The 19,861-nt window shown below is 42.2% G+C and carries 20 protein-coding genes; 15 read left to right on the top strand and 5 right to left on the bottom strand.

The genetic code is table 11. The features are described 5' to 3' along the window. Positions 1-66: 66 nt before the first annotated feature. Complete coding sequence (locus ACEYCN_RS02855) at positions 67-660, bottom strand: DUF1361 domain-containing protein (protein WP_373712793.1); 594 nt, start codon at positions 658-660, stop codon at positions 67-69. A 180-nt stretch (positions 661-840) separates the two neighbouring features. Between ACEYCN_RS02855 and ACEYCN_RS02850 the strand changes: the two genes are divergently transcribed. From ACEYCN_RS02850 to tnpA, 10 genes are all read left to right on the top strand, one after another. Continuing rightward, complete coding sequence (locus tag ACEYCN_RS02850; protein ID WP_373712792.1) at positions 841-1,410, top strand: TetR/AcrR family transcriptional regulator; 570 nt, start codon at positions 841-843, stop codon at positions 1,408-1,410. A gap of 107 nt (positions 1,411-1,517) precedes the next feature. Beyond that, complete coding sequence (locus ACEYCN_RS02845; RefSeq protein ID WP_373712873.1) at positions 1,518-1,841, top strand: hypothetical protein; 324 nt, start codon at positions 1,518-1,520, stop codon at positions 1,839-1,841. 20 nt (positions 1,842-1,861) lie between these two features. Beyond that, a complete protein-coding gene (locus ACEYCN_RS02840; protein WP_373712791.1) occupies positions 1,862-2,584 on the top strand; it encodes a ferredoxin reductase in 723 nt (240 codons plus the stop codon). 141 nt (positions 2,585-2,725) lie between these two features. Then, positions 2,726-3,346, top strand: coding sequence for a PadR family transcriptional regulator (locus ACEYCN_RS02835; protein WP_373712790.1), 621 nt, complete (start codon positions 2,726-2,728; stop codon positions 3,344-3,346). Between the two features lie 23 nt (positions 3,347-3,369). Continuing rightward, positions 3,370-4,356: a serine hydrolase domain-containing protein gene (locus ACEYCN_RS02830; protein WP_373712789.1), complete on the top strand. Its 987-nt coding sequence runs from the start codon at positions 3,370-3,372 to the stop codon at positions 4,354-4,356. A gap of 50 nt (positions 4,357-4,406) precedes the next feature. Continuing rightward, the gene (locus ACEYCN_RS02825; RefSeq protein WP_373712788.1) at positions 4,407-5,276 is read left to right on the top strand and encodes a type II CAAX prenyl endopeptidase Rce1 family protein; all 870 of its coding nucleotides are present in this window, start codon (positions 4,407-4,409) and stop codon (positions 5,274-5,276) included. Positions 5,277-5,437: 161 nt separating this feature from the next. Next, positions 5,438-7,441 (top strand): methionine--tRNA ligase, encoded by a 2,004-nt coding sequence (gene metG, locus ACEYCN_RS02820; protein ID WP_373712787.1) that lies wholly within the window; start codon positions 5,438-5,440, stop codon positions 7,439-7,441. A 125-nt stretch (positions 7,442-7,566) separates the two neighbouring features. Continuing rightward, positions 7,567-8,127 carry an alkyl hydroperoxide reductase subunit C gene (ahpC, locus tag ACEYCN_RS02815; RefSeq protein WP_373712786.1) on the top strand — a complete coding sequence of 187 codons (561 nt, stop codon included), beginning with the start codon at positions 7,567-7,569 and terminating at the stop codon, positions 8,125-8,127. 76 nt (positions 8,128-8,203) lie between these two features. Then, the gene (gene ahpF, locus ACEYCN_RS02810; RefSeq protein WP_373712785.1) at positions 8,204-9,736 is read left to right on the top strand and encodes an alkyl hydroperoxide reductase subunit F; all 1,533 of its coding nucleotides are present in this window, start codon (positions 8,204-8,206) and stop codon (positions 9,734-9,736) included. A 176-nt stretch (positions 9,737-9,912) separates the two neighbouring features. Next, the gene (tnpA, locus tag ACEYCN_RS02805; protein WP_373712784.1) at positions 9,913-10,386 is read left to right on the top strand and encodes an IS200/IS605 family transposase; all 474 of its coding nucleotides are present in this window, start codon (positions 9,913-9,915) and stop codon (positions 10,384-10,386) included. A gap of 143 nt (positions 10,387-10,529) precedes the next feature. Here the strand turns inward: tnpA and ACEYCN_RS02800 are convergent, their stop codons facing one another. After that, the gene (locus ACEYCN_RS02800) at positions 10,530-10,766 is read right to left on the bottom strand and encodes a DUF4190 domain-containing protein (protein ID WP_373712783.1); all 237 of its coding nucleotides are present in this window, start codon (positions 10,764-10,766) and stop codon (positions 10,530-10,532) included. A 109-nt stretch (positions 10,767-10,875) separates the two neighbouring features. On the opposite strand from ACEYCN_RS02800, the gene ACEYCN_RS02795 reads away from it, so the two are divergent. From ACEYCN_RS02795 to ACEYCN_RS02780, 4 genes are all read left to right on the top strand, one after another. Next, on the top strand, positions 10,876-11,850 hold the full coding sequence (locus ACEYCN_RS02795; protein ID WP_373712782.1) for a competence protein CoiA: 975 nt from the start codon (positions 10,876-10,878) through the stop codon (positions 11,848-11,850). Positions 11,851-11,877: 27 nt separating this feature from the next. Further along, positions 11,878-13,680: an oligoendopeptidase F gene (gene pepF / locus ACEYCN_RS02790; protein ID WP_373712781.1), complete on the top strand. Its 1,803-nt coding sequence runs from the start codon at positions 11,878-11,880 to the stop codon at positions 13,678-13,680. Between the two features lie 213 nt (positions 13,681-13,893). Then, positions 13,894-15,816, top strand: coding sequence for an AAA family ATPase (locus ACEYCN_RS02785; protein WP_373712780.1), 1,923 nt, complete (start codon positions 13,894-13,896; stop codon positions 15,814-15,816). Between the two features lie 27 nt (positions 15,817-15,843). After that, the gene (locus ACEYCN_RS02780; protein WP_373712779.1) at positions 15,844-16,323 is read left to right on the top strand and encodes a hypothetical protein; all 480 of its coding nucleotides are present in this window, start codon (positions 15,844-15,846) and stop codon (positions 16,321-16,323) included. Positions 16,324-16,610: 287 nt separating this feature from the next. Here ACEYCN_RS02780 and ACEYCN_RS02775 read toward each other — a convergent pair whose 3' ends face one another. From ACEYCN_RS02775 to ACEYCN_RS02765, 3 genes are all read right to left on the bottom strand, one after another. Further along, positions 16,611-17,471, bottom strand: coding sequence for an alpha/beta hydrolase (locus ACEYCN_RS02775; protein ID WP_373712778.1), 861 nt, complete (start codon positions 17,469-17,471; stop codon positions 16,611-16,613). Between the two features lie 366 nt (positions 17,472-17,837). Then, on the bottom strand, positions 17,838-18,383 hold the full coding sequence (locus ACEYCN_RS02770; protein WP_373712777.1) for a hypothetical protein: 546 nt from the start codon (positions 18,381-18,383) through the stop codon (positions 17,838-17,840). An 89-nt stretch (positions 18,384-18,472) separates the two neighbouring features. Further along, complete coding sequence (locus ACEYCN_RS02765) at positions 18,473-18,994, bottom strand: transcription repressor NadR (protein WP_373712776.1); 522 nt, start codon at positions 18,992-18,994, stop codon at positions 18,473-18,475. Positions 18,995-19,107: 113 nt separating this feature from the next. Between ACEYCN_RS02765 and ACEYCN_RS02760 the strand changes: the two genes are divergently transcribed. Further along, the gene (locus ACEYCN_RS02760) at positions 19,108-19,827 is read left to right on the top strand and encodes an O-methyltransferase (protein WP_373712775.1); all 720 of its coding nucleotides are present in this window, start codon (positions 19,108-19,110) and stop codon (positions 19,825-19,827) included. Positions 19,828-19,861 lie beyond the last annotated feature (34 nt).

Here is a 19,861-nt window from a genome sequence, read left to right as displayed (position 1 = left end):
AACTTGTCAGATAAAAGTGATGCAAAGTATGAAAAAAGGAAACAGCCGCAAACTGTTTCCTTATTTTCATTCATCCTCCGCAAAGACCAAAACCATCATCTGGATAAAGGTAAAGCCGAGGATAAAGGGCAGGGCTGCCCAGGAGATGACGGCCAGCATTTCTTGGATGACAAGCATGGGTCTGGTGAAAATATCCCAAGAATTGAGCCTGGCATAGCGGCCGATGTGGATGGCAAAACTGGAAAGGAAGGACAGAGCAGCAATCAAGAATAGCCTGATCCAGTAGGATTTGACCTCAAAACTGGCGAAAATCTGACGCAGACTCTCCACACCCGCCATGACACCAAAGAAGATGCTAGGCACATACAGCATAAAGAGAATCATACTTTCGCGTTCCCAGAGAACAGTGCTGGTGAAGTGCATATGGACAATGTCCGTCACCATGTAAAAGGTGTTTGGGTAGAAGAAGAGCCAGAGGAGGGCGGACAAAATCTTGATGGGCCAGCCCTTGTTTGCCTTTGATAAAATGGCGAAATCGAGGGCTACTAAAGCCAAAAACATATTCCAAACCAAATCAGGTTCTCTCAAATTGTAGAAGTACAGACCAGCAGAAATCATCAGAAAAAACAGATGAATCAAAATATTTTTCTTTGTAAACATAGGGCACCTCTTTCTTTCAAATCATTACAAGCTAGTATACCACAAACTCGTGAACTAAGGAAAAAGGAAGGGGGAGGAATTCAATTTTGAGAAACTACTTGACATCGGATTTCAAAAGAGTTACAATATGAATGAATAAAATATCAAATTCATTCACCACCAAAAAGAAAGGAGAATCCAATGACAGAAGATAAGAAAACAGCACTCAAATCTGCAGCCTTGGATATTTTTGGTCAAAAGGGCTACAAGGCAACTGGGATTTCTGAGATTGCTCGGCAGGCTAAGGTGGCCGTGGGGTCTTTTTATAACTACTATGATTCCAAGGAAGCCATTTTTCTGGATGTCTATGTTGAGGAGAATAAGCGGATTCGCCAGAAGATGATGGAGGAAATCGATTGGCAGGGGGAAGCGGTTGACTTGGTAGGCCAACTCTTTGCCTGGTCCAGAAAGCTGATTTCTCCCAATAAAATCCTGTCAGAATGGTACAACCCAGCCATCTCGGACTACCTGCGCAACTACTATGATTCCGAAAACGGCAAGGAGGAAAACACCTTTCATCAGTTTTTGATCCAACATTTTACAGAGCGCATGCTAGGCCAAGGCTTTTCCCAAGAAAAAATTCAGGAAATCCTGCAGGTTTATCAACTGTTCTATTACATGGATATGCACATCACGGAAACGGATTTTCCGGCCATTGGCCAGACTATTGAGACGCTGGCGACCAACTTTGTCAAAGGGATATTTAAATAAAGAAGCTTCATTCTTTATTTTTTGAGAAAAAAATGAATGAACATTCAATATCATTCATTCAATAACATAAAAGGAGGACGATCATGAATACAGAGAAAGGAAATCAAATGAGTGGATTTACGATTGCCGGAATGGCGCTTGCAGTTACAGGAATATTGGTGGTAATTTGGGGCATGAATTTACATCCTGTCCATTTGATGAGCCCTGATTTTATGACATTTGCGACTGGAGGCTTGCTCTTAGTGGCCATAGGATGCTGTATGATGACTGGATTGCCAGCTATCGTACAGATTGTAGGAATTTGGCTGGCAGCTACGGCGACCATGCTCTATATTTACAGTCTGCCCGATACAGACCTGATTATCAAGCTGATTGGCTTTGTGCCAGTCCTTGGGCTTGCGCTCTGGCTGAGCCTAAAGTTTTGGCGCTAGAATGACGAAAGGAGACAGTTATGCTCATCCTTATCCTATCCATTCTTGCAGTGGGGCTTCTTGCCTGCTGGGGAATCTATGCCTATCTTGACCGAAGCAAAACAGTATCGGTTAAATCCATTGAAAATTTGAACGGAGAACTTTTTCTCATTCACCTGACAAAACCTGAACATCTAGTCTGGGAGTCAGGTTCCTATGCCAAGTTTACTTTGACTGATAGCAAAGAGAGTCGCTGGCTGACCATCGCCTCAACGCCTGTTGAGAATGAAATTCTGCTTCTCACTTACAATAGCGGCAGTACATACAAGAAAGTCCTGACTTCTCTGCATAAGGGAGCGAAAATCCAGATGAGCTGGCTGACCTCAACGTTGAAAGTGAATGAGGATGCTAGTCCGCTGGTTTGCTTTGCATCTGATGTTGGCATCGCTGCTATACACCCCATTATCACAGAATGGGCTGGTAAGCGAGAGATTGTTCTCAGTCACCTAGATAAAGGGGTGATGGCTTTTGATAGTGAATTTGTAGAGTTGGCCGCTAATCAAGAACTGCTGACTTACCAAACCAGCGCTGGCTTTTCCCAAAGTAAAGAACAGTTAGCGCAAGCTATTGATTACTATGGCCCAAAAGCCACTTATCTCCTGGCGGGCCAGCCCGATGATGTGGAAGCGATGAAAGCCTTTCTTTCAAGCAAGGGAATTGACAGCAGTCGGATTCAAGTTGAGATGTTTAGGGGCCTACCATGATACTTGAAACTTCCATTGAGAGCTGAATACCAAAAAACATGCGCTCAGCATGTTTTTTTTTGCTTGTTGGTGGCTTCTTATATTGCTTGATTATATCTAAAAGTTATGTTACTATAAGGTATACAAAGAGGAGGAAGAAGAATGAATAACATTATTTTAGGCATTCTTATGATGAGAAGAATGACGGCCTATGAGCTGAGGAGTGTCATTGGAGAACATTTTCAATCTATGTGCAGCGACAGTCTGGGAAGCATTCAAGCTGCTCTCAAAAAATTGCTGCAATCTGGCTATGTGACTTATGATGAGGTTACTGAAAATGGTAGGTTCAAAAAACGCTATGCCATTACTAAGGAAGGTCGTCAAAGCCTGATTCAATGGATAAAAGTCCCCATCGACATGGGCAAAACCAAAAATATGGATCTTGGAAAATTTTTGTTTATGGGGCTGGTATCACAAGAGGAGCGGACCTACCTGATTGACAAGTTGATTGCGTCTTTGCAGGAAGACTATGTGACTTTGCAAGAAATGAAAGAAAGACTAATGCCTGAACTTCAAAAATCAGAGGCGGTAGATTATTTCAGGGAGGATACTGTCTATCTGGATGGTATTTGTGACATAAAGAACACTTCAGATATTGTACAGGTTGTGGATGACTATAGTCAATTCAGTCTTGCAACCCTAGAGTACGGGATCGATCTTGCTGCTTTTAATCTTGCTTGGTTTAAGAATTTCAAGGAAAAACACTTGAACATGAATAAATGAAAAGATAGATTGGAGGTTTTTTGATGACAGCTTTTTTAAAGGATAAAAGTATCCATCATGCAACACTGCTGGCCTATCAAGGTAATCGTCAGTATCTGGTGGAAAACAAAGGCGATCTGACCATTGATATGCCTATTGCTGTTGCTAGTATTTCAAAACTCTACACCGATACCATTGTTTTTCAATTGCTCGATCAAGGAAAGCTGACCTACAGCACGAGATTGACCGAAGTGCTTCCCAAGGACTTGACAGATCGTCTGCCTCATGCCGAATTGGTCACAGTTAGACATCTGATTGATCAAACTTCGGGCTTTCCAAATTACGAAACAGATCGCCAGACTAACGGTAAAATCCTGATGGATAGTATTTTGGAGGAAGATCGGCGAGTGGAATGGGATGAGGCGCTTGGTATCTTATCAACTTTATCTGCAAAATCCAGCCTCGGTGGAAAGAGGGCCTACTATGCTGATGTCAATGCTATGCTTTTGGGGAAAATAGCAGAAGCGGTGACTGGCAAGTCCCCAGAGTCATTATTAGATGATGCTGTCTGCCAGCCCTTAAACCTCCAGCAAACTCATTGGGCGACTGGCTACGAATCCCTTGCTCCAATCTATAAGGGGCAAGATATTGTAACGTGTCAGCAGTATTTAGCTAGCCAGTTTTATCAAGGCGGTATTGTGACCAGCAACAGAGAACTGATGCGCTTTATCAGGGCCTTTTTCGGTGGAGAACTCTTTTCACCGACACATATCAGCAATCCAACCTTTCGCCCCATTCAGTTTCATCCGCTCAGATACGGCAGCGGCATGATGCAGCTAACCGTGAGCCCTATCCTGTCGGTCTTTTTCGCAGGGGTCCGAGAGATTCGTGGACACAGTGGCATAACAGGGAGTTTTGCTTTTTATTGTCCAGAGAAGGATATCTTTGTAACAGGAACAATCAATCAGTTCAGCAAACATCCCTACCCCATGATTTTCCGCGTGATTGCTGCCGGTTCCAAATCATACTAGTATATGACAGGTTAAGAAATATGGCATTTTAAGTGAAAGGAGATTCTAATATGAACCAAACATCTAAGATCAAACGAAACATTATCATCTTTGCTGTCATTAGCATCATTTGTGGATGGATAGGTTATCTTGTTGATCAATTTACTGGTCAGGCTAACTATGAGAATATGGGAACAGCAACAGGTAATGGTTCCCTAGGAATGCTGATATGGTTAGTTTCTCCCTTAATATGCACCATCTTTCTTCGAACTTTTGGAGGCGATGGTTGGCAGCATGCAGGATTTTCTCTTAACTTTAAACACAATAAAAAATTATACTTGCTGAGTTTTTTGATATACTCATCAGTTACTCTCCTTGTTATAGTATTAGGGGTATTCACACAGAGCATCCGCTTCGCCAATGTAAACATCGGCATGACAGCATATCTTGGCATCTTGTTTACACAGGTTATCTATCAATTTGTAAAAAATATATTTGAGGAATCAGTCTGGAGAGCCTACCTTACAAATCAACTTTTAAAATTAAAATTGTCTGATTTGACATTATATTTACTTGTAAGTTTTATATGGTGGTTTTGGCACTTGCCTTATATTATGATATTTCTATCTGAAAGTGAAATCCATAATACTTTGCCTGTTGGAAGACTGACATTTTTCTTAGTTGGACTAGTAACCGTTACATGTTGGACTGTCATGTATACGGAAATTTTTAGAATGACGAAATCCGTATGGCCATTAGTCATTATGCATACTATGGAAGATGCTGTCATAAATCCCTTGCTTTTATTAGGAATAGTGGTTGTAGAAAAAGAGCAGGCTGCCCTCTTTTCGCTTTCCGTAGGGCTTGTTCCAAATATTCTTTATTTGATAGTAGGACTATTTATCCGAAAATGGAGGAAAAAACAAGAACAATCTGACTAGAAAACTCACTACAACATGTTCAAATATGCTCTTTATACCAAGGAATGGCAGATAACATCCTGGCACAAATAAATAACCCCAAAAACATGCGCCCAGCATGTTTTTTTGGTATAATAAACTGTTATCAAAAACGCGTTCCATTAGCGCGGAAAGGAAAAAGAATGACAAACAAACAACCCTTTTACATTACAACTCCGATTTACTACCCATCTGGGAAGCTTCATATTGGGTCGGCCTATACGACCATTGCCTGCGATGTCTTGGCTCGCTACAAACGCCTCATGGGCCACGATGTCTACTATCTGACAGGTCTTGACGAGCATGGTCAAAAGATTGAGGAGAAGGCAAAAGAGGCTGGTCTGACCCCACAAGCTTATGTTGACGGCATGGCAGTTGGTGTTAAGGAACTCTGGCAGCTGCTGGACATTTCCTACGATAAATTCATCCGCACGACAGATGATTACCACGAAAAAGTAGTGGCGGATGTTTTTGAAAAATTGCTGGCGCAGGATGATATTTATCTGGGTGAGTATGCAGGCTGGTACTCTGTTTCGGATGAGGAATTTTTCACAGAAAGCCAGCTTGAAGAAGTCTTCCGAGATGAAAGTGGGAAAGTAGTAGGCGGTATCGCTCCATCTGGCCATGAAGTAGCTTGGGTTTCAGAAGAATCTTATTTCCTTCGCCTCAGCAAGTATCAGGATAAATTGGTGGACTTTTTCAAGGCCCATCCTGACTTTATCCAGCCTGACGGTCGTATGAATGAAATCATGAGAAACTTCATCGAGCCTGGCTTGGAGGATTTGGCTGTTTCACGGACTTCCTTTACTTGGGGAGTGCCAGTGCCATCTGATCCAAAACACGTTGTCTATGTTTGGATTGACGCCCTGCTCAACTATGCGACAGCCCTTGGTTACGGTCAAGAAGACCATGCCAACTATGACAAATTCTGGAATGGGACAGTCTTCCACATGGTGGGCAAGGACATTCTGCGTTTCCACTCCATCTACTGGCCAATCATGCTCATGATGCTAGATATGAAGCTGCCAGACCGCTTGGTTGCTCACGGTTGGTTCGTCATGAAAGATGGCAAGATGTCCAAGTCCAAGGGCAATGTGGTCTATCCAGAAATGCTGGTGGAGCGCTTTGGTCTCGACCCACTGCGTTATTACCTCATGCGTAGTCTGCCAGTAGGCTCTGACGGAACCTTTACACCTGAGGATTATGTAGGCCGTATCAACTATGAGCTGGCTAATGACCTTGGAAATCTCCTCAACCGTACCGTTGCCATGATTAACAAGTATTTTGGTGGTCAAGTACCAAACTTTGCTCAGGCAACCGACTTTGATGCAGATTTGGCAGCAGTAGCAGCTGAAAATATCGCTGAGTACAAGAAGCAGATGGATGCGGTGGATTATCCACGAGCCCTAGAAGCAGTCTGGAACATCATTTCCCGCACCAACAAGTACATTGACGAAACAGCACCGTGGATTTTGGCCAAGGAAGAAGCTGACCGTGACAAGTTGGCAGCTGTTATGGCCCATTTGGCAGCAGGTCTGCGTGTGGTGGCTCACCTCATCCAGCCATTTATGATGACCACCTCAGATGCCATTATGGAGCAGCTGGGCATGGACAAGGTGTCCACTCTGGAAGGCTTGGACTTTGCTGGATTGCCAGCTGGCTTGACCGTTGTTGCCAAAGGAACCCCAATCTTCCCTCGTCTGGATATGGAAGAGGAAATCGCCTATATCCAAGCCCAAATGGGTGGCGGCTCTGCCCTTTCCCAAGAGGAAGAAAAAGAGTGGAACCCTGCTGATGTCGAGCTCAAAAATGAAAAGGCAGCCATCAAGTTTGAGGCCTTTGATGCCGTGGAAATCCGCGTGGCGGAAGTCAAGGAAGTCAAAAAGGTGGAGGGCTCTGACAAGTTGCTCCAGTTTCGTCTGGATGCTGGTGATGGAGAAGACCGCCAAATCCTCTCTGGTATCGCCCAATTCTATCCAAATGAGCAGGAGCTAGTCGGTAAAAAAGTCCAAATCGTCGCCAACCTCAAACCGCGCAAGATGATGGGCTTGCTCAGCCAAGGCATGATCCTCTCCGCAGAACATGAAGGCAACTTAAACCTCTTAACCGTTGATCCATCTGTGCCAAATGGCAGTCAGATTGGGTGATGATGTTCCAAAAGTTTGTAGATTTTTCTGCAAACTTTTTCTTTTCTCCAAGATTTTGTAAGCCTTTTAGTGGACATTCCTGATTATCTTATTTATAATGAAACTAAACAAAAAGGAGGCAACTTATGTCATTAATTGGAAAACCTATTGTTGAATTTTCAGCAGATGCTTATCAAAACGGTAAATTTATCACTGTTTCAAATGAGGATTTGAAAGGGAAATGGTCTATTTTCTGCTTCTATCCAGCTGACTTTTCATTTGTCTGCCCGACTGAATTGGGTGATTTGCAGGAACAGTATGCTGAATTGCAATCTCTGGGCGTTGAAGTCTTTGGTGTTTCAACAGACACCCACTATGTTCACAAGGCTTGGCACGATGATTCTGATGTAGTTGGAACCTTGCAATATGCCCTGATTGGCGACCCATCTCATCACCTTTCTCTTGGCTTTGATGTTCTTGGTGAAGATGGCTTGGCCCAACGTGGCACCTTTATCGTCGACCCAGATGGCATTATCCAAATGATGGAAATCAATGCAGGTGGTATCGGCCGTGATGCCAGCACCCTTCCTGATAAGGTTCGTGCAGCCCAATATGTTCGCGCGCATCCAGGCGAAGTTTGCCCAGCTAAATGGAAAGAAGGAGAAGAAACCCTTACTCCAAGCCTCGATCTGGTTGGTAAAATTTAATCGTTATTTAGTAAGCAAACCATAATAGTGGGGTGGGGGTTCCCACCCCCTTTCTGTACTTAGGAAAGGACATTCAATGGCATTAGATACTCAAATCAAGGGCCAGCTGGCCCAATATTTACAACTCTTAGAATCGGATGTAGTCCTCCAGGCCCAGCTAGGAGATGACGAAAACTCCCAGAAAGTTCGTGATTTCTTGGAAGAAATTGCGGCCATGAGCGAGCGCATCAGCATTGCTCCAGCCAATCTTTCCAGAACCCCTAGCTTTAAAATTGCCAAGCAGGGTCAGGAAAGCGGCGTGGAATTTGCTGGTCTGCCCCTTGGTCACGAATTTACCTCCTTTGTCATGGCTCTTCTGCAGGTTTCCGGCCGTCCTCCAAAAATTGAAGATGACCTGGCTGCCCGTATCAAGGCCATTCAAAAGCCCCTCCATCTGGAAACCTATGTCAGTCTAACCTGTCACAACTGTCCAGATGTGGTTCAAGCCTTCAATATCATGGCGGTTCTCAATCCAAATATCAGCCATACCATGGTAGAGGGCGGTATGTTCCAAGAAGAAGTAGAATCCAAGAAAATCATGTCCGTACCTGCTGTCTTCTATGATGGACAACTCTTCCATTCTGGTCGCGCCACCATTGATGAGTTGGTCGAAATGGTAGCTGGTCCGATTGGTCAGGATGCTTTTGAAGACAAGGGAGTCTTTGACGTTCTGGTAGTGGGCGGAGGCCCTTCTGGAAATAGTGCAGCCATCTATGCGGCCCGAAAAGGCATCAAGACAGGCTTGGTGGCAGAAACCTTTGGCGGGCAAGTTATGGAGACAGTCGGCATTGAAAACATGATTGGAACCCCTTATACCGAGGGTCCCAAACTCATGGCGCAAGTTGAAGCCCACACCAGAGAGTACCCAGTGGACATCATGAAGGCCCAAAAAGCCAAGTCTATCAAGAAGACGGACTTGATTGAGGTCGAGCTTGAAAACGGTGCGGTCCTAAAGGCCAAAACAGCCATCCTCTCCGTCGGTGCCAAATGGCGCAATATCAATGTTCCTGGAGAAAATGAGTTCCGCAATAAGGGTGTGACATACTGTCCTCACTGTGATGGCCCGCTCTTCACAGGAAAGGATGTGGCTGTTATCGGCGGAGGAAACTCAGGGATTGAGGCAGCCATTGACCTGGCAGGATTGGCTAAACAGGTTTATGTTTTGGAATTCTTGCCAGAACTCAAGGCGGACCAAGTGCTGCAAGACCGTATCGCAGCCCTGCCAAACGTAACAGTATTTACAAATGTTGCTACCAAGGAAATCATCGGTGATGAGGAAGTGACTGGGCTGGTCTATACTGACCGTGCTAGTCAGGAAGAGAAGACCCTCTCTCTCCAAGGCGTCTTTGTCCAAATTGGCCTGGTACCAAATACTGAGTGGTTGTTGGACAGTGAGGTTGCCCTCAATGATCGCCGTGAGATTATCGTCGATAACCATGGGGCCACCAATGTCCCTGGAATCTTTGCTGCCGGGGATTGCACCAACTCTGCCTACAAGCAAATTATCATCTCCATGGGTTCAGGAGCCACTGCAGCTTTGGGAGCCTTTGATTACCTGATTCGGCAATAAAAAGGAATCGCTACAGAAAGTAGCGATTCCTTTTTATTATGGCTTCGAGCCAGTTTTTCTCGTAGAGAAAAACAAGAAAACCACCAGCTATGCTGGTGGCTGACAAGGCTTTGAGCTTCCATTTCTTTTTCCTGATATAATCTAATTGTTCAGGTTAGATAAAGGAGGAAAAAGAAATGGCTAAAACCAGTTACAGTTTATCACATACCAAATGGATGTGCAAATATCATATAGTTTTCACGCCTAAGTACCGGAGAAAATCTATTTACTACAAAATTAGGCAGGACTTAATTGATATTTTCCGTCATCTATGTCAATACAAAGGCGCGGAAATCATTGAGGGACACATGATGCCAGACCATGTTCATATGCTTGTCTTGATACCCCCAAAACTTTCGATTTCCGATTTTATGGGATATTTGAAAAGCAAAAGTGCTCTAATGATATTTGACAAACACGCTAATTTGAAATATAAGTATGGAAATCGAAAGTTTTGGGCTAGAGGCTACTATGTTAGTACCGTTGGGCTGAACGAAAAGACAGTTGCGAAATACATTCGCGAGCAGGAGAAAAATGACATTGCACTTGATAAATTGAGTGTCAAAGAGTATGAAGATCCATTTTCAGATGGCAGTTTTAGAACAAGATAAAAGCCCGTTGTTACGGGCATTAGTCAAGTAATTATAGCACTAACCTGAACGAAGTTCAGCGAACGTCTTTAGACGTCGCTGGAGAGAAACGGCTTATAGCCGGTGTACAAGCCACCCGTTTTCACGGGTGGTTATGACTATAGTTACGCGCTCAGGATCAGAATAATTCCTAGAATCCAGTTAATGGCAGCAACGGTAAGGCCGATGCTACTTAAAACAATTTCTAACTTGTAGTCTAAGCCATCCTTTTTGCCAGAATTAATGGCTGTCACCAAACCAAGAATCCCTGTAACGACTCCTACTAGAGCAATCACGAGGCAAAAGATAATGGATACAATACCAAGTACAAGCGGAGCAACATTTTTCTTTTGTGGGTACATCTGAACCTTCCTTTCTTTTATTTCATCAGTATACATAAAACTTGGAAGAATGTCAAACTGATTTGATGTTCTAATTATTTTTGCGAATAGATAGGTAGAAGGAGGGTCTATGTTAACAGCTATCAATCAGGATGGATGCCTGGTCAACTTAGTGATGGATGAGCCTCAAAGGAATGACCGTTTTTACTGTCCAGGCTGTCAGGGACAGGTTCGGCTCAAACAGGGGACGATTCTGCGGCCACACTTTGCCCATGTCAGCCTCAAATCTTGTCAGTATATTTATGAAAACGAATCTGCCCAGCACCTGGAACTCAAGTCTACCCTCTATCGTTGGCTGAAACATGAGGTGGCAGTTGAGATTGAGGCTGTCTTACCAGAGTTGGGTCAGATTGCTGATTTGCTGGTTGAGGAGAGATTGGCCCTTGAAGTCCAATGTTCCAGCCTATCCATCCAGCGCTTGCAGGAGCGAACCAAAGCCTACCAAGATCAGGGTATTGAAGTTCTCTGGCTGCTGGGCAAGGACCTCTGGATTAAGGACAAATTAACAGCCCTGCAAAAGCAGTTTTTGCGTTTTAGTCAAAATATGGGCTTTCATCTCTGGGAGTTGGACCTAGATAAGCAGGTCTTACGGCTTCGCTATCTGATTCATGAAGACTGGCATGGTCAGGTTCAGTGCCTGACCAAGGCCTTTCCCTTTGAAAAAGGACGGATCATGGCCATTTTGCGGCAACCTTATCTTTCTCAGCCCTTGCTTTCCTTTCAGGGAAGAATGGACCAGCAGTTAGGCCGCTACATCGCCCAGCAACTCTACTATCAAGCTCCCAAATGGATGGAACTCCAAAGGCAGGCCTATGAAAAAGGGGAGAATCTACTGGCCCAGCCCCTTGAGTATTTCTATCCGCAAGTCCGCCTTCCCCAGTCTCCCATCGGTTTTGCTCAAATCCGAGAACATCTCGACAGCTACTATCAGGATTTTTCCGATTATTATCAGAAGCAGCAAAGCAAGCGGGTCCAGCAAGTCTACTCGCCCGCCTTTTACAAGCAAGAATCCCAGTCCAATCTTGGAAGAAAAGCGCTTTTATGATAAAATAGAAGGCACGGAGGAAAGAATATGACCAAACAACGAAATGAAATTGATGAAAAATACCAATGGGATTTGACCACCATCTTCCCAACGGATGAGGCCTGGGAAGCAGAACTGGCTGACCTGACGGCTGATATTGAAAAAGCCAAGGATTTTGCTGGCCATCTCCTAGATTCAGCCAAGACCTTCTTGGATATCAGTGAAACCCAGTTGGCCCTGAGCCAGCGGGTGGAGAAGCTCTATGTCTACGCTTCTATGAAGAACGACCAGGATACCCGTGTTGGGAAATACCAGGAATTTCAAGCTAAGGCTATTGGCCTTTATTCCCAATTTTCTCAGGTTTTCTCCTTTTATGAGCCTGAATTTTTGGCCATCACAGATGAGCAACTAGCGGCCTTCTATGAAGAAGAGCCAGCCTTGAAACAGTATGCCTTCCAGCTGGAAAAACTTTTGGCCACCCGCGACCATATCCTTTCTCAGGAATTGGAAGAGGTTCTGGCAGCAGCCAGCGAAGTCTTTGAGGCACCATCTGAAACCTTCTCCATTTTGGACAATGCCAGCCTGCGCTTTCCAGAGATTAGGGATGAAGAGGGCAACCAAGTTCCTCTTTCACACGGTAGCTACATTTCCTTTATGGAATCAAAGAACCGTGAGGTCCGTCAGGAAGCCTATGAGGCCATGTATAGCACCTATGAGCAGTTCCAGCATACCTATGCCAAAACCCTCCAATCCAATGTCAAGGTCAATAACTTACAAGCCCGCCTGCGCCACTACAAGAGCGCGCGCCATGCGGCCCTGTCTAAGAACTTTGTCCCTGAATCTGTCTATGAAAGCCTAGTCTCAGCAGTCAATAAACACTTGCCACTCTTGCACCGCTATATCCAGCTCCGCAAACAACTCTTGGGCATTGAGGACCTCAAGATGTACGATATGTACACACCATTGTCCTCAACGGATTATAAGTTTACCTATGAAGAAGCCCTCAAAAAGGCAGCGGATACCCTGACCATTTTTGGAGAAGATTACAGCCAGAAAGTGGACAAAGCCTTCACAGAGCGCTGGATTGATGTCCATGAAAATGAGGGCAAACGCTCAGGCGCTTATTCAGGCGGTGCCTATGATACCAACGCCTTCATGCTCCTCAACTGGCAGGATACCCTGGATAATCTCTATACCCTGATTCATGAAACCGGCCATTCCATGCACTCCATGTATACCCGTGAAAACCAACCCTATGTCTATGGCCACTATCCGATTTTCCTAGCAGAGATTGCCTCTACCACCAATGAAAATCTCTTGACAGAAAAACTCCTGTCTGAAGTAACAGACGACAAGGTGCGTTTTGCCATTCTCAACCATTACCTGGATGGTTTCCGTGGTACGGTCTTCCGTCAAACCCAGTTTGCAGAGTTTGAGCATGCCATTTACCAGGCTGATCAGGAAGGTCAAGTCCTGACCGCTGACTTCCTCAATAAGCTTTACGCTGACATCAACCAGAAATACTATGGTCTGTCAGCTGAAGACAACTATTTCATCCAGTTTGAGTGGGCACGGATTCCGCATTTCTACTATAACTACTATGTCTTCCAATACTCCACTGGCTTTGCGGCAGCGTCTGCCTTGGCAGACAAGATTGTCAATGGCCGTCCAGAAGACAAGGAAAAATACCTTGACTATCTCAAGGCAGGAAGCTCTGACTATCCATTGGAAGTCATGAAAAAAGCAGGTGTTGACATGACCCGGGAAGACTATCTCAACGATGCTTTCAAGGTCTTTGAAGCCCGCTTGACCGAATTAGAAGCCCTGGTGAAAAAAGGCGTTCATCTGTAGATTAAACTGTGCTCAGTAGTTGAATTATTCTAATTTATACATTGATATAGATGCAAAAATAGAAAATCGAAATACTTAGAAAAGAAAGAATATTATAGATACCAATAAGGTTTGCTTTGACAAAATTTTGGGATAGAGCTATAATAAAAATTATTTGTCAAAATTTTCATTTAAACTAATTGCTATTACTATGTTAAGCGAGGATGTGGGACTGTGGTTTATTATAAAGTTGGTAAGGATGATTCTTCTTTTTTCAAGAAACGGACTACTTGGGAGTTGCTTGATGCCATTGAAGCAGCTCAAAGTGGAGACACTATTGAGTTAGAGAAGGATTTCTATTTTGAAATCAATGAGTATATTGTCGTTTCTAAAGATATTACCATTGTAGGTACTACTTATGAAAAAGATGGATTGACATTTTTCCCCACAATTTGTACAGGTTTTATTATTAATAATGCTGCTCAAGTAACTTTGAAGAATATTTATTTGAGACAAAAGTTTGAAGGAAGTAATGTACTTGTCGTAAGGGATAATTCAGTAGTAAAAGCATCTAATCTTCAATTGGAAAATACTGCAGAAAATGGTGAAAATTACCCGATTATCTATGTTGATAATCACTCAAATTTATCTATTTCAGATTCTGAAATCAGACCGAGTAAAATTTTAGATGGGGAACACAAATGTACCATAGAAGATTCTAAAGTAGAGTTTTTAAATTCATCAATTGATGCGAAAATACAATTAAACAATAGTCGATATTTATTTGAAAGTTGTATAGTAAAATATTCTGAAAACAATGCAATAAATATTTCGGATAACTCAGAAGGGATATTACGAAATTGTTTGATTGCTGGAGGAAACAACGAACAGGATAATCCATGTCTTAGAATAGATAGTTCAAAGATTACGGTTGATTCATCAACTATTCAGCAAGCAAATTATTATTGTTCCGTATATGGCGAAAATAGTACTCTTTTCCTTGAAAATGCTAAAATTGACTCCCTATTTCTCACTAATAACTCCGAAATTTCGATTGGAAAATACTCTGAGTTTGTCGAAAGTGTTTCTTTATTGGATAGAACCAAACTAATAGCTGATACATTTTCAATAATTGGAAAAGATAATGATTACATCAATTTATATTCAGCTGGTTTAAGTACTGTTGAAGCAAGCACAATATTTTTCGGAAATCTTTCTCAGCCAAATGTTAAAATTGAACGAAATGTTGAATTCAAAGTTGAATCGTTGAAACAAATAAAATTAAATGAGTCTGCTGAAGAGTTTGAACTAGACGATGAGGGGTACTTTATCGAAGTTACAGACTTATCTGATATTGAACTATTTGGGGACAAATCCGCATTTGAGCTCTTAGATGAGATGGTCGGTCTTGATAAAGTCAAGTCAGAAGTAAAAGAGTTTATTGCACTGGCTCAGATGAATAAACTTAGGGAACAAAAGGGATTATCAAATTCAGCTCTGACACTCCATTCATTGTTCTTAGGAAATCCAGGTACTGGTAAAACGACAGTTGCCCGTATAATTGGGAAATTACTGTATGAAAAAAAATTAATTACTTCAGATAAGTATGTTGAAACATCTCGCTCAGATATTGTTGGACAATATATAGGTGAAACTGCCCAAAAAACTAGGGCTGTCCTAGAATCAGCTCTTGGCGGTGTCCTCTTTATTGATGAAGCCTATACTTTGTCCACTGGCGGAAAGAACGATTTTGGAATTGAAGCCATTAATGAAATTTTAAAATTCATGGAAGATCATCGTGGAGAGATTGTTATTATTTTTGCAGGCTACACTGATGAAATGATGGAATTTTTAAAAATGAACGAGGGTCTTAGAAGCCGAATTCCTAACCACTTTAATTTTGAGGACTATACAGTTGAACAACTCATTGGAATTGGTTTATCTATTCTCAAGGAACAAAATTATAAAGTTGATAAAGAAAAATATGCGGAATTAGTAAAACATAATTATCATTTAAGCAATGATAACAGCAATGGTAGATGGATTCGAAATTTGAATGAGAAGATTATTCGCAAGCTCGCTCTACGTCTTATAGATAATAACGTGGAAGATATTAATCTAATCACAAACGAGGATTTAGAAAATTCCAAAATCTAATGCCAACTAAAATGGAGGGATGATATCATGTCGGATCGTAAAGAATATGTTGCACCACCATCAAGTCGTGTGACCACTGGCCAAGGTTTTTTTGCTAAAACCAAGGGTGTATATGGTCATTTAAAACCAGACTTTTGGAAAAGAAAGTTAATCCACTTAATCATTGTTATTCCAGCATGTTACTATATTTATTCAGTCTTATTTACTAGTTTGTTTCATACAGTAGAACCTGGAATACTCGAAAAGTCATTAAGTGCTTTACTTACAGGAATTGCAGCTTTTTTCTATCCATTCTCGCTGTGGTGGTACAGAGAAAGTTTTCTTGGGAGATTGTTAAATGGTATTTATCATTTTGGTGGTTTCTTTGCGGTCATCCTAAAAGTTCTACTGACTCTGGTTGTTGGTGTAGTGTTTGCTGGATTCTTTTCACCGATAACTGGTGTTCTTATGTGGAGAAAATGCGTCAAGAGGGACCTAATTATAGGTGATGCACAAGATTTTTATTAATTTATTCCTCAAAAAAAGAAAGTCAATCTGTCAAGCACTACATAGAGAGGACTTTCTGCTTTACAGTTTCGGGCAAGCATGTTGTAGTGAACGTGCCTTGCCTTTTCTTTGTCCAAGTCAGTACCTGATTATCTGATTTTAACCGACAATAGAAGGCATACTCTCGCTGTTCTCTGAAGTAGTTCTCAACTACCTATAATTAAACTCGTGCGTATACTTTGCGCTTTTTTAGTCACAAGAAAAAGAACCTCCGTATAAAAAGTTTTATAAGGAGGTTCTTTTCAGTTCTAGCCTTTATTTAAAAATGCTTCAATTATTTTTAAATAGTTATCGTCAAATAACGGATCACCATGAGCACCGCTGTCTATCCAGATAACTTCAGGATTTTTCATTAAATTCAGTAAAGCTATTTGGGTTTCCTTGGGGAAAAAGTCATTTTCAGGGAAAATCAACAGAGTCTTATTATCCAAAAAATCAAAATCAGTTGATTGACAATTTTCACTATCGAAAAGATTTAATAAAAGATACCCCATATTCATCACAGTTTCTTTGGAGCAATCTTTATATAGTTTATTGATAGAGGATTCAATTAAGCTCTTCTTTTGCTCGGTATCATTTCTATTTGTAAGATTTTTAATAGATTTTTTTATAATCATTTTTCGTACTAGTTTAAAAGGTAAGATTTTAGCAGACAGAATGGAGAGTTTAAATAGGAACTTGTATTTTTTTAAAGAAAGCTTTGTCTCAGAAGTTAATCCAGCTCCTGAAATTAAAACGAGATCATCTACATACTCCGGAAAATTTTTCGTGAATAACTGCGCGAGTAAGCTTCCATATGAAATACCAATAAAGGTAGCTTTATGAATACAAAGTTTATCCATCAGCTCTTTTATTGCATTTACTTGCTCACTATTCGTAGGTAAGTTATCAGGAAAAGGAAAAGTTAGAATTTGAAATTCTTCTTCAAAGAAATTGATATATTCAAACCAAGCCTCAGAAGTCCCCATTCCGCCATCTAGGAAAATTAATGTCCGTTTCCCCTCGCCGCACAGCAGATAGCGAAACAAAGTATTAGATACCTTTAACTCTTTATATTCATGTGTATTGATAAAATGACTTATCTTTTGTGAAACATTTAGATTATTCAATCAAAAACTCTCCTTTTGTTAAATTGTTTTTGGGTTTTCTGTTCTAAGGCAAGCTAGAGGTAGGTGACCAATATCCCATAAAAGTTATTAAACATATACCCTTTGGCTAACTTCAAGAAAACGTATTCTCGTTACTTAAAATATAAAGAAAGAGAGAACGAATGTCAAGCACCACCCGAGGTAGTTCTCAACTACCTATAATTAAACTCGTGCGAATACTTTGCGCTTTTTTAGTCACAAGAAAAAGAACCTCCTTATAAAGAACAGTAAGCAACTTATTTATACTGTCTATAATGAGAGGTTCTTTTCAGGCTTCCGTTTTTTTATGATAAACTCGTATAATAGGAAATAGACCGAATATATTTACTAATTCTCTATAATAAAGTTAATTCCGACCTTTTCAGATAAAAAGCGCCAGAGGTAGAAGGCTAGGTAGAAATCAATCATACCATGAATTAGAGTTCCCAGTCCAACCAAGCCTAGCAAGGACCAGACATAGCTAGATTCTGTTGCAGGACCGACTGTCAGGATATAGACAATGACAAACTCAGCCAGTCCGTGGATGAGATTGATTCCAAGGGCAAAGAGGCCTCTTGAAATGGACTTTTCCAAGATCCGAGGATTTTTCTTCAGAAGCAGGCCAGCCAGCAACACAAAGACCAAGTGTGATAGGGCCCTCAGGACAATCACGATGGGAAAACCAGCCAAGAGAAATCCGATGGTTGTTCCCAAGGCCACCAAAATTGCGATAGGCAGGGAGAGGAAAAGTGCCAAAAAGATGGGCACGTGACTTCCCAAGGTATAAGAAGCAGGGCCAATAACCAGCTTGACGGGCATGATGAGGGGAATCAAGATACCAAAGGCGATAAGGATGGCCGTATAGGCCAGGGATTTGGTTTGGGTCTTTCTCATGATGTCCTCCTTTTTGTGACTCCCATTATAAAAGAAAACCTTACAGGTGTCAAGACACCTGTAAGGTTTGTTCATTTTTCCTGAAATTCTCAGTCTTGCCTGTAAAGATAACCTCGACTGGTCAAGGCCTGCCGAATCTCTTCAAAGACATGGCTTGATGGGCAAGAAATGGTGTGCAGATGAATGCCTTGGGTCAGACTGGAGAGGAGTTGTGCCTGGGAAGAGTGCATTTTTTTCATAAAATCAACTACATCTTCCTTGGTTTTGAGGTTGAGCGCAGCCGTCAGCATGCCATAAACTGGATGCTCAATCTCTACATCCAATACCATCCCTCCCTTGTCAAGGATGAGCAGGAGCTCGTCCTCCGTATCCTCTGGCCTGTGGCTGCAAACCAATCTTCCCTTAAAGGAATGGTTCGTCTGTTCTTTAGCCAGGCAGTAGCCCTTGGGTGTAGAGAGGATGTCATGATTGCTGGCCCGTAAGAGAGCCACATCCCCAACAATGACTTGCCGGCTAACCTCAAACTGAGCAGCCAGTTGGCTGGCCGAAATTGGTTGACTAGCTTGCTTCAACCTATCTAAAATCTCTTGTCTTCGCTGGTTTGCTTTCATGATGTCCTCCTATTTCTATCATCATACCATATTTTGAAAAAATCCGCCTGTCAAATAGAAGGAGGGCAGGAAAAATAGTTTGAAAAAGTAGCTAAAGAGGGTATAATAGAAGAATGGTTGAAACATATAGTCAGAACGCAAACCGCAATATGCGCCGTCCTATTGTCAATGAAGAAATTGTGGATTTTATGCGGACAAGCCTGGCGCAAAATACAGGATTTTTGAAGGACTTGGAAGACTTTGCCCGTCAGGAAAATATTCCCATCATCCCTCATGAAACCGTGGCTTATTTCCGCCTGCTCATGCAGACCCTGCAACCCAAGCATATTTTGGAGATTGGAACAGCCATCGGCTACTCGGCCCTTCTGATGGCTGAGAACAGTCCCCAATCCCGGATTTCCACTATTGAGCGAAATCCTGAGATGCTGGGTCTTGCCAGAGAAAACTTAGCCAAATTTGACAGCCGCAAGCAAATTTCTCTCTTGGAAGGGGAGGCTATGGAGCTCTTGCCGGACTTGCCAGATGACCATTTTGACTTTGTCTTTATGGATTCTGCCAAATCCAAGTATATCGTCTTTCTGCCAGAGGTTTTAAAAAAGGTCAAGGTTGGTGGTTTGATTGTCATCGATGATATTTTCCAAGGTGGTGATGTGGCAAAGGATATCAGCGAGATCCATCGGGGTCAAAGGGCCATCTATCGCGGACTGCAGAAGCTCTTTGATGCGACTTTGGATAATCCAGACCTGACGGCCAGTCTTATTTCCATGAGTGATGGCTTGTTACTGTTACGCAAAAATGTTGACCAAGTGGACCTAGAAATGACAGAATTTTAAGCATCTTTTAAGCTTTTGTGATATAATGAGAAAG

The organism is Streptococcus sp., from assembly GCF_041802885.1.
Classification (GTDB): Bacteria; Bacillota; Bacilli; order Lactobacillales; family Streptococcaceae; genus Streptococcus.
This window is presented reverse-complemented; position numbering and strand designations above follow the sequence as displayed.

What these genes read in the sequence shown, in the direction of transcription:
- ACEYCN_RS02780 (WP_373712779.1), top strand. Translation starts at nt 15,844, where the DNA reads ATGTCGGATCGTAAAGAATATGTTGCACCACCATCAAGTCGTGTGACC.
- ACEYCN_RS02840 (WP_373712791.1), top strand. Translation starts at nt 1,862, where the DNA reads ATGCTCATCCTTATCCTATCCATTCTTGCAGTGGGGCTTCTTGCCTGC.
- ACEYCN_RS02765 (WP_373712776.1), bottom strand. Translation starts at nt 18,994, where the DNA reads ATGAAAGCAAACCAGCGAAGACAAGAGATTTTAGATAGGTTGAAGCAA.
- ahpF (WP_373712785.1), top strand. Translation starts at nt 8,204, where the DNA reads ATGGCATTAGATACTCAAATCAAGGGCCAGCTGGCCCAATATTTACAA.
- ACEYCN_RS02795 (WP_373712782.1), top strand. Translation starts at nt 10,876, where the DNA reads ATGTTAACAGCTATCAATCAGGATGGATGCCTGGTCAACTTAGTGATG.
- ahpC (WP_373712786.1), top strand. Translation starts at nt 7,567, where the DNA reads ATGTCATTAATTGGAAAACCTATTGTTGAATTTTCAGCAGATGCTTAT.
- ACEYCN_RS02835 (WP_373712790.1), top strand. Translation starts at nt 2,726, where the DNA reads ATGAATAACATTATTTTAGGCATTCTTATGATGAGAAGAATGACGGCC.
- ACEYCN_RS02760 (WP_373712775.1), top strand. Translation starts at nt 19,108, where the DNA reads ATGGTTGAAACATATAGTCAGAACGCAAACCGCAATATGCGCCGTCCT.
- ACEYCN_RS02845 (WP_373712873.1), top strand. Translation starts at nt 1,518, where the DNA reads ATGAGTGGATTTACGATTGCCGGAATGGCGCTTGCAGTTACAGGAATA.
- metG (WP_373712787.1), top strand. Translation starts at nt 5,438, where the DNA reads ATGACAAACAAACAACCCTTTTACATTACAACTCCGATTTACTACCCA.
- tnpA (WP_373712784.1), top strand. Translation starts at nt 9,913, where the DNA reads ATGGCTAAAACCAGTTACAGTTTATCACATACCAAATGGATGTGCAAA.
- pepF (WP_373712781.1), top strand. Translation starts at nt 11,878, where the DNA reads ATGACCAAACAACGAAATGAAATTGATGAAAAATACCAATGGGATTTG.
- ACEYCN_RS02855 (WP_373712793.1), bottom strand. Translation starts at nt 660, where the DNA reads ATGTTTACAAAGAAAAATATTTTGATTCATCTGTTTTTTCTGATGATT.
- ACEYCN_RS02770 (WP_373712777.1), bottom strand. Translation starts at nt 18,383, where the DNA reads ATGAGAAAGACCCAAACCAAATCCCTGGCCTATACGGCCATCCTTATC.
- ACEYCN_RS02800 (WP_373712783.1), bottom strand. Translation starts at nt 10,766, where the DNA reads ATGTACCCACAAAAGAAAAATGTTGCTCCGCTTGTACTTGGTATTGTA.
- ACEYCN_RS02850 (WP_373712792.1), top strand. Translation starts at nt 841, where the DNA reads ATGACAGAAGATAAGAAAACAGCACTCAAATCTGCAGCCTTGGATATT.
- ACEYCN_RS02825 (WP_373712788.1), top strand. Translation starts at nt 4,407, where the DNA reads ATGAACCAAACATCTAAGATCAAACGAAACATTATCATCTTTGCTGTC.
- ACEYCN_RS02830 (WP_373712789.1), top strand. Translation starts at nt 3,370, where the DNA reads ATGACAGCTTTTTTAAAGGATAAAAGTATCCATCATGCAACACTGCTG.